At 64.1% G+C, this 14,700-nt stretch carries 9 protein-coding genes; 6 read left to right on the top strand and 3 right to left on the bottom strand.

Annotated features, from left to right (window positions below):
• Window positions 1-39: 39 nt before the first annotated feature.
• On the bottom strand, window positions 40-3,828 hold the full coding sequence (locus ACYOEI_RS30860) for a LamG-like jellyroll fold domain-containing protein (RefSeq protein ID WP_462853578.1): 3,789 nt from the start codon (window positions 3,826-3,828) through the stop codon (window positions 40-42).
• 206 nt (window positions 3,829-4,034) lie between these two features.
• Here ACYOEI_RS30860 and ACYOEI_RS30855 point away from each other — a divergent pair, with 206 nt between their 5' ends.
• From ACYOEI_RS30855 to ACYOEI_RS30840, 4 genes are all read left to right on the top strand, one after another.
• Complete coding sequence (locus ACYOEI_RS30855) at window positions 4,035-5,471, top strand: hypothetical protein (RefSeq protein ID WP_462853576.1); 1,437 nt, start codon at window positions 4,035-4,037, stop codon at window positions 5,469-5,471.
• Between the two features lie 438 nt (window positions 5,472-5,909).
• Window positions 5,910-7,670: a glycoside hydrolase family 71/99 protein gene (locus tag ACYOEI_RS30850; RefSeq protein ID WP_462853574.1), complete on the top strand. Its 1,761-nt coding sequence runs from the start codon at window positions 5,910-5,912 to the stop codon at window positions 7,668-7,670.
• Between the two features lie 472 nt (window positions 7,671-8,142).
• On the top strand, window positions 8,143-9,327 hold the full coding sequence (gene eboE / locus ACYOEI_RS30845; protein WP_462853572.1) for a metabolite traffic protein EboE: 1,185 nt from the start codon (window positions 8,143-8,145) through the stop codon (window positions 9,325-9,327).
• Window positions 9,328-9,456: 129 nt separating this feature from the next.
• Window positions 9,457-10,338 (top strand): hypothetical protein, encoded by an 882-nt coding sequence (locus tag ACYOEI_RS30840; RefSeq protein ID WP_462853571.1) that lies wholly within the window; start codon window positions 9,457-9,459, stop codon window positions 10,336-10,338.
• Window positions 10,339-10,579: 241 nt separating this feature from the next.
• On the opposite strand, the gene ACYOEI_RS30835 is transcribed toward ACYOEI_RS30840, so the two are convergent.
• Window positions 10,580-10,897 carry a transcriptional regulator gene (locus ACYOEI_RS30835; protein WP_462853569.1) on the bottom strand — a complete coding sequence of 106 codons (318 nt, stop codon included), beginning with the start codon at window positions 10,895-10,897 and terminating at the stop codon, window positions 10,580-10,582.
• Entirely contained in the window at window positions 10,894-11,601 is a 708-nt protein-coding gene (locus ACYOEI_RS30830) for a hypothetical protein (protein ID WP_462853567.1), read from the bottom strand. The genes ACYOEI_RS30835 and ACYOEI_RS30830 overlap by 4 nt, the downstream gene beginning before the upstream one ends.
• A 479-nt stretch (window positions 11,602-12,080) precedes the next feature.
• Between ACYOEI_RS30830 and ACYOEI_RS30825 the strand changes: the two genes are divergently transcribed.
• Both ACYOEI_RS30825 and ACYOEI_RS30820 read left to right on the top strand, forming a co-directional pair.
• Window positions 12,081-12,839, top strand: a complete 759-nt coding sequence (locus tag ACYOEI_RS30825; protein WP_462853566.1) for a 3-keto-disaccharide hydrolase — start codon at window positions 12,081-12,083, stop codon at window positions 12,837-12,839.
• Between the two features lie 199 nt (window positions 12,840-13,038).
• Window positions 13,039-14,688 (top strand): reverse transcriptase family protein, encoded by a 1,650-nt coding sequence (locus ACYOEI_RS30820; RefSeq protein WP_462853564.1) that lies wholly within the window; start codon window positions 13,039-13,041, stop codon window positions 14,686-14,688.
• The last annotated feature ends 12 nt before the right edge of the window (window positions 14,689-14,700 follow it).

Genomic DNA, 14,700 nt, shown 5'->3' with positions numbered 1-14,700 from the left:
TCGTTGGCGCCGGAGCGCCGTCGTCGAACGAAGCCCAGATCAGGATGACCCATCGGGCTTGTCGAGCTTGGACAGCGCCCGGACCTCGTCGTCGGTCAGCAACCTTGGGATCACTCGGACGTGCGATGCTCGCCCTTGCATCGTCGTTCCCGTGAGCCTCGACCCGATCACGAATGGCTGCCTGACCCGAATCGAATGCGACAGGTTGTCGATGTGCTTGAGCAAATCGGCTTGCGGCTCGCCATCGACGTAGATCTTCACGCCGGATGCCTTCGCACTGCCGTCATAGGTCATGAAGATGTGATGCCAGCCCGTCAGATGGCTCGGCGTGGTCTGCACGTCGATAGCGATCTTCGGGTCACGGTCCCAATCGTGGATCAAGAGGACCTCGAAGCGTTCGCCGTCGTAGCTTAGCTCGTAACCCCGATGCGGACCGGACGGATACATCTTTGAGAGGAACACCTCATTGCGCCACGGCATCCAGTTGTACCAGCCGCCGGCCGAGAAGGGCTCATTGGCCTCGAAATCGCCGGCCGATCCGCAGGCGATTCCACCCAATCCGCGAATCCTCGCCACGCGGCCCGGGCCTTCGGCGACGATCACCGAATGCCCCTCGTACAACTCGGGCCTCGCCAGGTGTCCCCCGCTGGCGTCGCGAAACGCGGCCTCGCCACGCCCTTCGAACGTCCAGGCGGCGGCAAGTCCAGCTTTGAGGTTTGGGGTGAGCGAGAGGTCGGCACTGCGACCCCTCGCGAACCAGGCGGCCACCTCGTCGGGCCCTAGCGCCCGGCGGTAGACGAAGATGTCGTCCAACTCCCCGGTGAGCGGATCCCTGCCGATCCTGGAGCCGATGACGAAGGGCCCGCCGGTTTTCGTCGTTTCGGTTAAGCCGTCGGGTCCGTCGTCGTGGGGCGTCTCGACGCTGTTGACGTAGATTTTGACCCCACGCGCCGATGACGAACCATCATAGGTGCTGACGACGTGATGCCAGGTGTCGTTAGGGTAGGTCGATCGGGTCCTGGTGCGGATCGCGTTGTCGCCGTCGTGGGCGAGGTGGGTCAAGAAGCCGACCTCGGTGCCGAGGTCGAAACCCCGGCTCCGGGGGCCGTTGGTCGCGAGCAAGGTGTTGAAGCCAGAACCTTGCGGCTTGACCCAAAGGCCCAGCGAGTACGCGTCGGTGCGGTCGAAGTCGACGAGTGGGCCGCAGTTGAGATAGCCGTTGCCGGTGAACCGAGCCGCGTGCCCCCCTTCGCTCACGACGATCGTGGGAGTCCCCTCGTCGGCGACCGGGTGGCTGTCGTGCCCCTGGCCGCTCCGATCGCGGAATGGCTCGGCGCCCGACCCCTCGAAGGTCCAATATACCGTCAGTCCTTCGTTCAGGGGCGATCCGGGTTTGGGAGCGAGCCCCGATCGATTGAGGTCATAAAGCTCGAAGATCTCGTCGGCCGAGAGTGCCCGATTGTACGCCCGCGCCTCGTCAATCCGGGCCACGGTATGGTCGCGACGCTCGCGACTACCGATCATGAACGGGACGTCGTTGCGAATCGAGCCGTGGAGCCGGTCATAGATGATCTGCGTGGTCGCGGGGCCGCCGTCCTGAAAGAGCTTCAACCCGTCGGCGCGGCTCGACCCGTCGTAAGTCACCGCGATCTGGTGCCAACTCCCGGCCTCGAGTGGCTCGAGCGAGGTGACGCGCATCCCGTTTTGATCGTCGGTCGAAATCATATGGGCTTGCAAGGCGCCATCGAGGAAGCTCAGATCGGTGCCCTTGTAGTTATAAGTCATTTTTGAAAAGAAGGCGCCTTGACTCGCGGGACCTCGCTCGACCCAGCCGACTATCGTGAACGGGTCGCTGCGGTCGCCATCGAGTACGCCGGGGCAAGCGAGGGTCGCGCGGTTCATGTCGAGGGCGTTGCCGATGATTCCCCCTTCGACGCTCCTCGGCGACGAGAGATGCCCTTCATGCTTCCCTTCGCCGAGGTCGGCCAGGCTCGCCGGGTCGGCATCGTCGAGCGGCCAGTGTGATTCGGCCACCGTTTCCTTGCGAATGGGGAGCGCCGCGACGATCTCTCGGATCGGGTTGAAGGCGATCGCCAGGACTAGCCGGGTCGGCTCCGGGGCGTTGTTGCCGATTGTTACGGTCGCAAGTTGATTGTCCCCCCCTGACTGGGAGTCGAACGCGATCCGACCGCTATCGTGCGGCTTGCCTACCCCGGCGCTTGCCGATAGGACGTGGACCTGCGTCACTCGCCTTCCCAGGGCGATTGGCAACTCGGCGACCTCTTCCCCTTGAGTGGTCCGGGATCGGAATCGTGACAGATCGGGATACCAAGGGTGACCATCGACAAGCAGATAACGACCGCGATCATCGTTCATGCCCGGCGCTTCCCCGTCGGCGGGCAAAAGGCCGATCCCTTTCGGTGTGACTTGGAATTTGATCGACTTGCGCAAGACCGTCTCGATCACGATCGGCCTGGCGATCTCGTCGCGGCCGATTGGCCGGTCGTAGCTCGGGGCGAGGGGTAACGGGGTGTCGACCACCTCGAAGGCCCCCTCGATCGGCGGCATTTCTTTGCCGCCCCGGCTGGCGATCAGTTCGTAGGTAATGCTCATCCTCGTCTCTCTGGCGGCCCGGACCTCGATCCGGTCGGCGGTCGATAGGGCGGTCGACCGCCCACTGCCGTAGGTAACGGTCGGGAGGGAAACCTTCTCGGCCTCGGCGGCAAGACGCTCGCCTCCGAGCATCGTCGCGACCCATGTTCTGTCGTCCTTCACGAGAGACGCGATCCGCGACCAGGCCAGTTCACGAGAGCCGAAGGCGAGGGAGCCCTCGGGCAATCTGGCCTGGACCTTGCCGCGACCCTTGTGGATCACCAAGGTCATATCGGGCGGGGCGACGCCTGGCGGGGCGGGCTCTGCCTCGAAGGCAAAGCGATCAGCCTGGTCCTGACGGTCGGCCTTAAACGTCCGGCGGTCGTCGTCCGTCGACGAGAAGGCCGCCTCGATGGTTAGGTCGTCGAGCCCCTTGCGGTCGAACGAGTATGCCTCGATTTCGAATCGGAGTTTCCGATCGCGATCACCATATCCGATCCTGGGGACGCGCAGGATCAAGGCAGGGCGGGCGAGGAAGTCGCGGAGGCGACCGGCGGGAATAGCGAAGCCGATTCGTGTCCCCGGGAGGCCACGGACGACAATACCGACGATCTCGCCGCGGTTGTCGACCAAAGGGCCCCCTGAATTGCCAGGGTTCACCGCGGCGTCGATCTGGAGCGCCGAGAGCACGCCGTCCTTGTTGCGCAACGCCGCGATCGCACCGCGGTTGACGCTCACCGCGGGGTGCTTTGCGCCTTCGGCGAGCATCCGGCCGAACGGAAAACCGAAGGCCGTGATCGGCATCGTCTCGAAGAGCGCCTCGTCGGCACCAATCGACAGAGGGACGAGGCCCTTGGGGGCGTCTGCCTTGAGCAGCGCGAGATCGATTTCGGGGTCGATCTTAACGAGCACGGCGTCGAGGGTTCGTTCGGTCTTCAGGCTCGGGTCGAGGATGAGTCGAACCTTGTCGCCGGGCTTCTTCGTCGCGACGACGTGTTGGTTGGTGACGAAGAACCCTCCGGCCGAGATGTAGGCCGCCGACCCGGTGCCGCGCCCGATCAACTCGACCAGCGCCGTCGCTGACTTGCAACGCTTGACGACGACCTCGCCCAGCCCCCTGGATTCAGCACCCTCGTCCTGGTAGGCCTCGGCCGTCGACCCGAACGCGACGCTTGCCGCGATGAACAGGACGCCCAAGCAAACGCCGAAGCTAGGCCCTCGAACGCCGTCCCGCATCGGTCGATCTCTCCCGGAAGTTCACGTGAAGTGGCCCCGATCGTCGGCAATTCACGAGGTCCTCCGCAAGGACTCGTCGCATCTGACCGTAGCATAGGTTATCATGCAAGCGTTCGGGACCGCCACTACCCCTACCCCGACCTCCACAAGTACGGCGCCTTGGGTTGTCGCCGTTGCGGACCTACGCCGGAGCGAATCTCCGACCCATGAACACGCGAATCGGGCAACATTCCAAATGGATCCGCGGTTTCGTCGTCGCGGCAATGATTGCGACGCTGGCCGGTGCCGGTACCCCCGAGTTCCGCAAGCTCATCGACGACGCGGAATACGCCCGCCTGGCCGCCCCACATGCCGACGCCCTGAAGAAGGGCGTCCGTGAAGCCGCGACGAAAACTCCCGATCACGGACTAAAAGTGAGCGGGGTGCTCGCGCCGACCCCGCTAGAAGCACGCGGCGTAGGGCGCGACGACATCGTGGTCGCTGCAGACGGCAAGAACCTCTGGGGACGCCAGATCGACGCAGAGAAACCCGAATCGGTCCGCCTCCGCGTCTACTCATCGGCGCAAGACCGTACCCGGGAGCTTCGCCTGACGACCTCGCTGCAAACCGCCTTCTCGATCGTCCGGCGACCCGAGCTGGTCCATCTCCGGAGCAAGAATCGGAATGCCGCCTATGACCTGGATGTCTTCATCGCCCTAACCACCGCGACCACCGCCCCCGACTTCGCCGAGACCGCCTGGAGCCGCGCCCTCAAGGCAGGCTACCCTCGGAACCGCCTCGTTGAGGCCTCCGGCTCCGAGATTGCTTTGGCGCAGGGGCGCGCGGCGGATGCGCTCGACTTTTGGCAACGTGCCACGGATGCGAAAGGGTCCGAACCGCTCGATCCGTTGCTCGCCTACCGCGTGTTCCTCGCCAACGGCGAGTGGGGGCGGATCAAGACGCTTGCGTCCGAGAATCCCAGGATGCTGGCGGGGGTCACCGCCACCGCGGACGCGCTGATCGCCATTCGTCAAGCCTTGCCGCAGAAAGAACGCGACCTCCCCGCGCCCAGCGTTCGGCTTGCCGCTTTCCACCCACAGGACGCCAGAGGGGACTGCTTCGGCGCCGACGGGCATTCCGAGAACGAATTCCTCGATCGCTTGACGCGCGGCGAGTTCGTCAGTTTATCCACGCCGACCGACCACTTCGTTTACCTCGAAATCGTTCACCGTCCTGGTCTGGCCGATTTCGACTTCCAACTCGCGCTGACCCTGAAGCCGACCGACGATCATCGCTCCAACTTCGTCAAGCTCGCCCGGCTCCAGCTCACCGGGGTCGTCTCGACCGACGACCCCAAGATTACGATCCCGACGCGGCTCTCCCAGGTCGAAATAGAGGTTCCCAGCGGCTTCGCGATCGCGAATGCCGATGCCGAACCGATGATCTATCTACCCGACAGACAGGTCATCGCCGATGGTCGTCGCAAGAATTCAGTCCGATTTCTCAGGCTCGGCGGGTTCCTCGAAGTCTTCGTCAACGGCCGCCGGGCCGTCTATCGCCCGGTCGATCCTACCTTCCGCCTTCACTTCATCAAACTTCAGACGATCGGCCTAACGGCCGAGGTTGATGAATTTGATCTTGATGATTTGATTTTGAAATATTGATTGTTATTGAATGGTAAATTGGGGATTCGGGCCGGAGTCTTTTCGTGAACCGATCTTGAAAACAGATGTATTGTCCACGAGCGGAGAGAATTCGTTCCCGGTTTGGAATCCGCTCCTTGGTATTGTTTCGACAAAAATAAATAATGTATTTATATTTTTTAGTACGAAAAATTATATATTGTTTCGTGAGATGATAGATCTGGGGCGTGATCAGTTCGAAACGGGGCGGCCTCCACTTCCTCTCGAGCGGTTAACTCGCCGAAGCCCAATCCCCCTCGTGAGGCGACAATGCCGGGGTTAGAAAGGCCCGGAAGTCGTCGATACGAACTCCCAAGTCGAGGATACGACCAAGACGCCGAGTTGAAACGCCGAAGGGCTCGCACGCGAACTTCTCATCCGAACTCACCCAGCCCTGCCCAGGGGCCTAGGAAGTCCTCCATGAAGTCCCACCTACGAACTGGCCTCCTGTTCGCAACGATCGTCTTCGCTGTTTCAACTGCAACAGGTGCATCGGCCGACGAGCCGCGCTGGGATGTGATGTCCGACTCCTGGATCGCGACCGACGGACTCGGCCGGAGGACGCCGGGGTTCGACGAGGTTGGGCCGCCTCGGGCAAACAAGACGGTCGGGATCTTCTACTTCCTCTGGAGCGAGGGGCAGAACCCGGTCTACGACCTCTCGAAGATCCTGGCGGGAGGCCCGGAAGACCCGAAATTCGGCCCCGTCGGTGCGTTCCACCACTGGGGACAACCCCTGTTCGGCTATTATCGCGACGATGATCCGTACGTCATCCGTAAGCATGTCCAGATGCTCACGGACGCCGGCGTGGACGTTTGGTTCTTCGACGTCACCAACGCCCTGACCTACGACTCGGTCCGGGACGCGATCCTCAAGGTTCTCGACGACGTGAAGGCGTCCGGCCAAAGGACACCTCGCATCGCCTTCCTGGCGAACTCCGTCCACGTGAGAACGGTCACGCATCTTTATGAGACCTTCTACAAGCCGGGCAAGGGGCGCGACCACTGGTTCCTCTGGGACGGCAAGCCGTTGATCCTGACCCCGCCGGATCGATTGAGCGACGAGATCAAGGGTTTCTTCACCATCCGTCACTCCTGGGCCTGGACGAAGGGGCAAGCCTGGTTCGGCGACGGCCGCGACCGCTGGCCCTGGCTCGACCACACGCCCCAAACCCCCGGCTGGCACGCATCGCCCGACAAGCCCGAGCAAATCACCGTCGCCACGGCCGAGCATCCGATCAGCGACATCGGTCGCAGCTTCCACGACGGCCGCGAGCCGAAGCCCGAAGAGCAGCGCCCCGAGCAGGGCCTCTTCTTCGCCGAGCAATGGAAGCGGGCCCGCGAGGTCGACCCGCCGTTCGTGTTCGTTACCGGTTGGAACGAATGGGTCGCCCAGAGGTTCATCCATACCGAAGGCCCGGCGGCGATGGGGGGCGTGCCGGTGAAGCCGGGCGGCACGTTCTTCGTCGATCAGTATTCGCCCGAATACAGCCGAGACATCGAGCCCATGAAGGGGGGCTTCGGCGACGCGTACTACTATCAGTTGGCCTCGGAAATCCGCCGCTACAAGGGCGTCCGCCAGCCGATCGACGTCGCCAAGATGAAGGTCCGCGTCGACGGCTCGTTCGACGACTGGAGGGCCGCGGCGCCCGAGTTCCGCGACACCCTGGGCGACCCCGCGCGTCGGCGACACCCCGGCTGGCAGGGTGAACCCGAGTTTGTCAATGGAACCGGTCGCAACGACCTGATGACGGCCAAGGTCGCGCCCGGGGGCGAGTTCGTCGACTTCTACATCAAGACCCGCGAGCCCCTGACGTCCCCGGCCGAACGCTGGATGACCCTGCTGATCGACGTCGACGCCGACGCCCGCACCGGCTGGCTCGGCTACGACCTCGTCGTCAACCGCGAGAAGCCGGCCGAAGGCATGGCCACGATCGAACGTCTCAAATCTGATGGCTCCCGCGAAGCAACGGAGACCCCGGCGGCCGTCGCCTTCTCCGGAAGCGAGTTGGAACTCGCCGTGCCGCGATCGGTGTTGGGAGCGGTCGGCCGTAATCGCATCGTGCTGGACTTCAAATGGGTCGACGGCATCGAAATTGGCGGCGAATCATGGGTCCTGACGACGGATGGAGACGCCGCACCAAACGACCGATTCAACTTCCACGCCGCCTGGGACGAGTGAGTCGAGACCTTATCACCGCGGGGACGCGACCCTAGCGAAGACGGCCAGGTACGGCTCTCGGTGCGGGTGCAGGACGGCACGGTTTGGCTGTCGCAGCGCTACCCACGACAGCAAGGTCACCCAGACACTCGCCGAGGAGCACGCCCAAGACGAGTTAGGCAAGTTCGAGGCCGAACGCCTCCGGATCGAGGCAAGTCAACCCACCCGTGACCTCGACCGGGCCGTCGAAGGGTCGAGCGCCTCGAGAAGGAGCAGAAGGGCGCCAAATCGACTCCCCCAAGACATCGAAGCGAAAGGCCCCAGGCGGAGGGGAGTAAATGAACGATGATTTGAAATATGCGTTGGTCGAGTCGACCGCACGTCGGCTTGCTATCCTCGGTCGGTCGGCTTATGTTTGAGAATTGACAAACGAGGAGCCGACGGCCTGGCGCCCGAACGCCCCTATCGCGGAGCCAGGCAAGGACGATTGGATATGTCAGTCAGCCGTCGGCCGCTCGGATATTGCACCAACGTGCATCCCGCACAATCCCTGGCGGAGCTCTTGACCGGCCTCGATCGCTACACCGTTCCTATTGGTCAACAGGTCGGCCGGCCCCTGGCCGCCGGGCTCTGGCTCGCGCAATCGGTGGTCGATGAGGTCCTCGCCGCCCCCGACGGGATCCGCCGGCTGGCCGAGGAACTGGCGTCGCGGTCGCTCACAACCTACTCCCTGAACGCCTTCCCCTACGGCGACTTCCACGCCAATCGCGTCAAGGAGCAGGTCTACCTCCCCGACTGGACCACTCCCGAGCGGTCGGCATACACGGAGCGTTGCGCCCGGATCCTCTCGGGGTTGTTGCCCGAGGGAGAAGAGGGCTCGATCTCAACGCTGCCGATCGGGTTCAAGCGGGCCATCCCGCTCGCCTCTCTTGAGGCGGCGGCGGAGCAATTCGTGGCCTGTGCGCTCGCGTACTCGCGCCTGGCCGTCGAGACCGGCCGCACCATCCGCCTGGCCATCGAGCCCGAGCCGTTCTGCCTGATCGAGACGACCGACGAGGCGATCGGCTTCTTCCAACTCCTCTGGGGCGTCGCCGCCGGGCACAAGGCCGAGGCCGCGGTCCGTGAGCATATCGGCGTTTGCTACGACGTCTGCCACCAGGCGGTCGAGTTCGAGGATCCCGCCACCTCGGTCGAGGAACTCGATCGGGCCGGGGTGCGGGTCGTGAAGGTGCAGGTCAGTTGCGCGATCGAGCTCGAACGGCCCGCGGAGAACCCCGAAGGGATCGCCGCCCTCCGGAACTACGTCGAGCCTCGATACTTGCACCAGGTCTTCGGACGCCTGCCGGACGGCCGCAAGGCGGGTGTCTCCGACCTCTCGGCCGAGACGCTGGCGAACCCGGGCCCCGACCTCCTGGCCGCCGAATCTTGGCGGATCCACTTCCACGTGCCAGTCGACGTCGAGCGTCTCGGCCCCCTCGGCACTACGCGCCCCGCGATCCTGCCCGCCCTGGAGGCCGTGGCTCGGCTGGGTTATGCCCCGGACGTCGAGGTGGAGACCTACACCTGGAACGTCCTCCCCGGAGCAGAGACGCCCGACCTGGTCTCCGGCCTGGCTCGCGAGGTCGCCGCGACTCAGGAGCTCCTCGATGAGGCCTCGGCCGTTAGCACTTCGCGTTGAGGGGTGTCGACGTCGCTCGTTCGACAATCGCGCTGGGTAAAGTGGGGAAATCTGGACTCGCGGAAAAACGCAAACGGAATAAGATACCGAGCCTTAGGAGGAGCCAGACTCGCGACGGAGGGCGAGGCGATGTGCGCCGAACGATCATCGGAACGCCCGCAAAGCCCCTGGCTTATCCTGTTCGCGGCGGCCCTGGTCGGTACTCCGGCCCCGTGCGAGGCCCAGCAGCCCAGCACCAACGCCGCTGCCGGGCCTCGACTCGTCCGCCTGGTGCCGGGGGGCTCGGTCAAGGATGGGCCTCCGGTGGGGTGGAGCCATCGGATCATCCGCTCGGTCCCGCGGCTCGCGTCGGGGGACCTCTCGAGCCTGCCCCGCTCGGCGTCGACCACGGCGAGCCTCTTTCGGACCGTCATCGTCGCCGATGTCGTTGCGAGGGGCGGGGCGTACGAGCTTTCCAAAGTCGGGATCGGGAACGCCGTGCCCGTGGGGCGTCGCGAGCTCGTCGTGACGCCGGACGGCCCTCCGGAGGCCCTCGACACGCTCGGTATGGTCGACAAAGTCGTGCTGAAGAAGGCCGAGGCCGAAGTCGACCAGGGGAGGCTCGTCGCGAGCACGACGACGTTTGCTTTGCTCAAGGCCACGGCAACCATGGTCGTCGCCGGCAAGCATCAGCCGGTCGACGTCTACTACGCGATGCTCGTCGACCCTCGGACCGGCTCCCTGACGACGTACACCTGGACCTTGCCCGCCGGCAAACGCATGGTCCCCACCCAGGTCGTCGAGCTGCCCCAGGACGTGACCTTCAACGTCGCCCTCGACGCCAGGGCCACCAAGTGGCTGGGGCCCATCGCCCTGTCCTGGTCGTTCGCGATGTCGACCCTCCCTCCCGGCCGTCGCGTCCCCGTCCCCGCCCCGTTCGCCCGGGCGATCGCCGAGGCCCAGGCCACCGCCGACCCGAGCTTGTTCGAGAACGCCTTGCGCGTCCTCCCGAGTCTAGTGGAACGGCGCTGAGCGACACGCCCGCTCGAGGTGCGTGTCCCGCGGACTTGGGGGGCTCGACCTACCCGATTTTCGCGGCGACCGACCTCGATGGGATGGACTCATGCCCCGGGTTTTCGACCCCGTTCTTCGGGAAGCACGATTATGATGTGGATATAAGTATAAAAGCGGATCTGAATCTCGAGCAAGAAGGGGCGGGACTTCGTCCATTCGCCTCGGCGGAGGGACAACCTCTCAAACGGGCTTCGCCGGCCTACCGGTTTCGGCCGTTCTTGCTGGATGTCAGTCGCAACCAATTGGTTCGATATTGGTGGAAGGCCGTTCGGCCGGCTTCGGTGAGTCGATACTCGGTCAGTGGCTTGCGATCGACGATCCGTTTCGCTTCCTCGACGTATCCGGCCGCGATCAGCTTGCTCGCGTGGGTTGAGAGATTCCCTCGCGTCAGCCCGGTGGTGCCGAGCACGAAGTTGAAGCTGGCCGAGGCGCATTCGCTGAGCACAGACATGATCGTCAGCCTCGCGGGTTCGTGGATGACCGGATCGAGCAGGAGCGGCGATTCAGGCTCGGTCACGACGCCACCTCCTCGCCTGTCCGCTCGCTCGCCGACTCGCCCAGCGAACCCGACCAAACTTCCCAGCGATGATACAGCGAAGCTGTGCCAACGATCACAAAGGCCAAGGACAGGAAGCTCAATCCTGTGACCGGCCCGGGCGGGAGGAAAATCGGCATGTATGCCAGCGCGATGCACATCGCGAAGAGGCAATCCTCCCAGAATGCGTACCTCACGACGCGGTGGACGAAATAGCCGATGCCCATCAGCGGGAAAATCGCCAGGCTCGCGAGGATGGAAGTTTTTGACATGTGCTCGTATGATATCGGCCATGCGATGCGGCATAGCGCTTGCCACGTCATGATCCCAAAGATGTAGAGGGCGGCCTTGAGGGGGTTGGCGGCGACTTTGAGGATCAGCTCGTCGCCACGATCGGTCACCTTGACGAGGCTCTTGAGGCGTGGCCCCCTGATGCGCCGGAGCGCCCAGAACAGGCACCCGAGATAGCCGAAAAGCAAACCGGCCGCGACGAAAGGCGCATTCGTCCCGAGGCGGTGTGTCACGACCAAAGTCGTTCCAGACAAACAAACGAAGAGCGCGAGATGGCCCGTGACGAGTGCGCGTGACGCCTCGCGCATCCGGACGGCCTGCCACGTGGCCCGATTCGCTTCGTTGAACGCCCGCATCTCAGCGGGCATCGGCGCCTCACTCGATTCTTCAATCATGAAACCAGCCTCCGGTCCCGAAGGGTTGCAAACCTGTTTGTCGCAAAAACAAGTCTACGAAGCAGGCTGGAGGGCGTCAAGCCAGGGCGAGGGCATTCAGTTTCTGGGCAAATGAAGTCTCGGAAATAGAGATTATGAATTGTTTATATTTATAGTTTTGAAGAATTAATTGTGTGATAAAAGAATGTTTTTACGATTCCTGTATTTCCTGGGATTTGGTGCATTCTGACGGTCGCCCCTGGCGTGGGGCTGGCGGGCCGATGGCGTTGTCCATGGCCTAGCAGCACGATTCCTCGAAGTGGCACGGCCACTCCGGTGGCCCGCCCTTGGCGTTCGTGGCCGCGAGCCGCCGACCCCCTCCAGGGAGAACTCCGGCCGTCTCGGGGCGGGGCAAGGCATTGCATTCGCGGCGTCGGGGCTTACCATCGAGTGAGGCGTGGCTCGAGTCTGGGGCGTTGGGCCAGGAGAGGTGATCATTTATGCGATCGGTGTTCTCTCGCAACTCGCGACGGCTGCTGGGGTTCCTGCTCGTCTGCGCGATCCCGGCCGTCGGATCCTCGGCCGAACCCGAGTGGATCGACCTCTCGACGCTCGACGGCTGGAAGGCCCCGGCCGGCGATTGGAAGGTCGTCGGGGGCGTCGCGCCGGGGCCCAAGAACCCGAGGTTTTTGGTCTCGGAACCCGGTTCGGGCATCCTCGTCAATGGGCCGATCGGGCGGACGATCAACCTCTTCAGCAAGGAAGACTTCGGCGACGTCGAGGCCCATTTCGAGTTCATGATCCCCAAGGGGTCGAACTCGGGGGTCAAGTTCGAGGGCCTGTATGAGATCCAGATCTTCGACAGCTTCGGGGTCAAGGAGCCGGATCTGAAAGGGAGCGACAACGGCGGGGTCTACCCCAGGGCCGAGCTCCTGCCGATCTACCACCACATCGACGACGGCCACGCCCCGAAGACGAACGCGTCGAAGCCCTTCGGCGAGTGGCAGACCCTCGACGTCGTGTTCCGGGCCCCCCGGTTCGACGCCTCGGGCAAGAAGGTCGCCAACGCCAAGTTCGAGAAGGTCGTCCTCAACGGCCAGGTCGTCCACGAAGGGCTCGACGCCGAATATCCCACCGGGAATGCCTGGCGGCTCAAGAAAGAGATGCCGACGGGGCCGATCATGATCCAGGCCGACCACGGACCGGTGGGGTTGAGGAACATGAGGGCGAGGCACTTGAAGGAAGGGACGGCTCGTTGAAAGGGTTTGGGGATCCTTTCAGCCACGGATGGAACACGGATGGGAGATTGATCAACAGATGACGCAGATTTACGCGGATTGGAAAAACTGATCGTTGCCTGAAAATTTAATTTGTTTTATTTATGTAAATCTTTGTTGTATGCTGATCGGTCTCCTGCTTTGACGGGAAATCGGCGTACTCCAGGAGATCAGGCGCTCTATGGGTTTCTTCGGACGAGTCTTGCGCTGGTTCCTGGGAGTTCCTCGACTCGAGGAGGTGGTGAACCGCGTCGATCCGGTGGAACTCGCCGACGAGGTTCCGTCGGTGGGCGGGCCGATCCTGGCGCCCGAGGTCGCGGTGTCGGAGGATCCGTACTTCGCGCCGGAGGCCGTCAAGAAACAGGCGGCGATCGGGAAAGTGCCCGAGTTGGACACGGGGGATTTCCTGCCGATCTCCCGGGCGGAGCTCAAGGAGGGGATTGGCGGGAGGAATCCGCGGGCGAATAACCCCTGGTTTGGGCGCCAGGACCAGATCCCCCCGGCGTCCGACGAGCGGACGAAGCTCATCGACCGCGCGATGGTGACGCAGGGGCTGCTCACGCCCGAGCAACTTGTCGAGATTCACAGCGTCGGTTCGGAGATGGATCGGCTCCAGCCGACGCTCCAGATGATCGAACTCGAGGCGACTCTCGAAGGGGCCGCCGCGGTCCAGGCCCGGGCGGATGAGAAGGCCAGGCTCAAGGCGAGGAAGAAGGAAGAGGCCGCCGCGCGCAAGCGGAGCCGCGACGAGGCGATTGCGCGCCGACACGCCACCGACATCACCTTCCTCGGTCGGGGGGTCTCGGGACGGCTGGGCGATCGCCGGTGTCGCGTCGACGCACTCGAGGCCGCCGGACTCCCCGTGCTGAGCACGCCCGCCGAGCTCGCCCAGGCGCTCGGGCTCTCGGTGCCCAGGCTCCGCTGGCTCGCGTATCACAACGAGGTCGCGACCCGGATCCACTACGTCCAGTTCTCGGTCCCGAAGAAGAGCGGCGGGACGAGGACGCTGAGCGCCCCGCATCGGACCCTGGCCGAAGCCCAGCGCTGGATCTTCGAGCGGATCGTCTCGACCCTCCCCGTCGAGCCCGCCGCGCACGGGTTCGTCGCCGGGAAGAGCATCCTCTCGAACGCCTCGGCCCACGTCGGCCGGGCGTTCGTCGTGAACATGGACCTCGAAGGGTTCTTCCCCAGCATTGGCTTCGCCCGAGTCCGGGGCGTCTTCCAACGCCTGGGCTATTCGCCCGCGATCGCGACGATCCTCGCCCTGCTCTGCACCGAGTGCCCCCGCCGCCTCGTCCAGTACGACGGCGCCACCTATCACGTCGCGACGGGGCCCCGAGGCCTGCCGCAGGGGGCGTGTACCAGCCCCGCCCTCTCGAACCAGGTCGCCCGACGCCTCGACCGTCGCCTCCAGGGGCTCGCGAACAAGCTCGAGCTGATCTATACGCGCTATGCGGATGACCTGACGTTCTCGGGTGACGATTCCATGAAGGATCGCGTCGGCTACCTCATGGCCAGGATCCGCCACCTCGCCCAGGATGAAGGCTTCGCCGTCAACGAGCCCAAGAGCCGAGTCCTCCGTCGCAACACCGCGCAACTCGTCACCGGCTTGGTCGTCAACGATCGGCCGGGTGTTCCTCGCGACGAGATCCGGCGCCTCCGGGCGATCCTTCACCGTGCCCGGACCGAGGGTCTGGAGAGTCAGAACCGCGAGCAGCACTCGAACTTCCCCGCCTGGCTCCGCGGCAAGATCGCCTATGTCGCCATGTCCCGCCCCGAAGTTGGCGCACGCCTCCTCGCGGAGCTCAACGCCCTCAACGGCCCGGCCTGATCCCCTAATTCG

It is taken from the genome of Singulisphaera rosea, from assembly GCF_054877945.1.
This window is presented reverse-complemented; position numbering and strand designations above follow the sequence as displayed.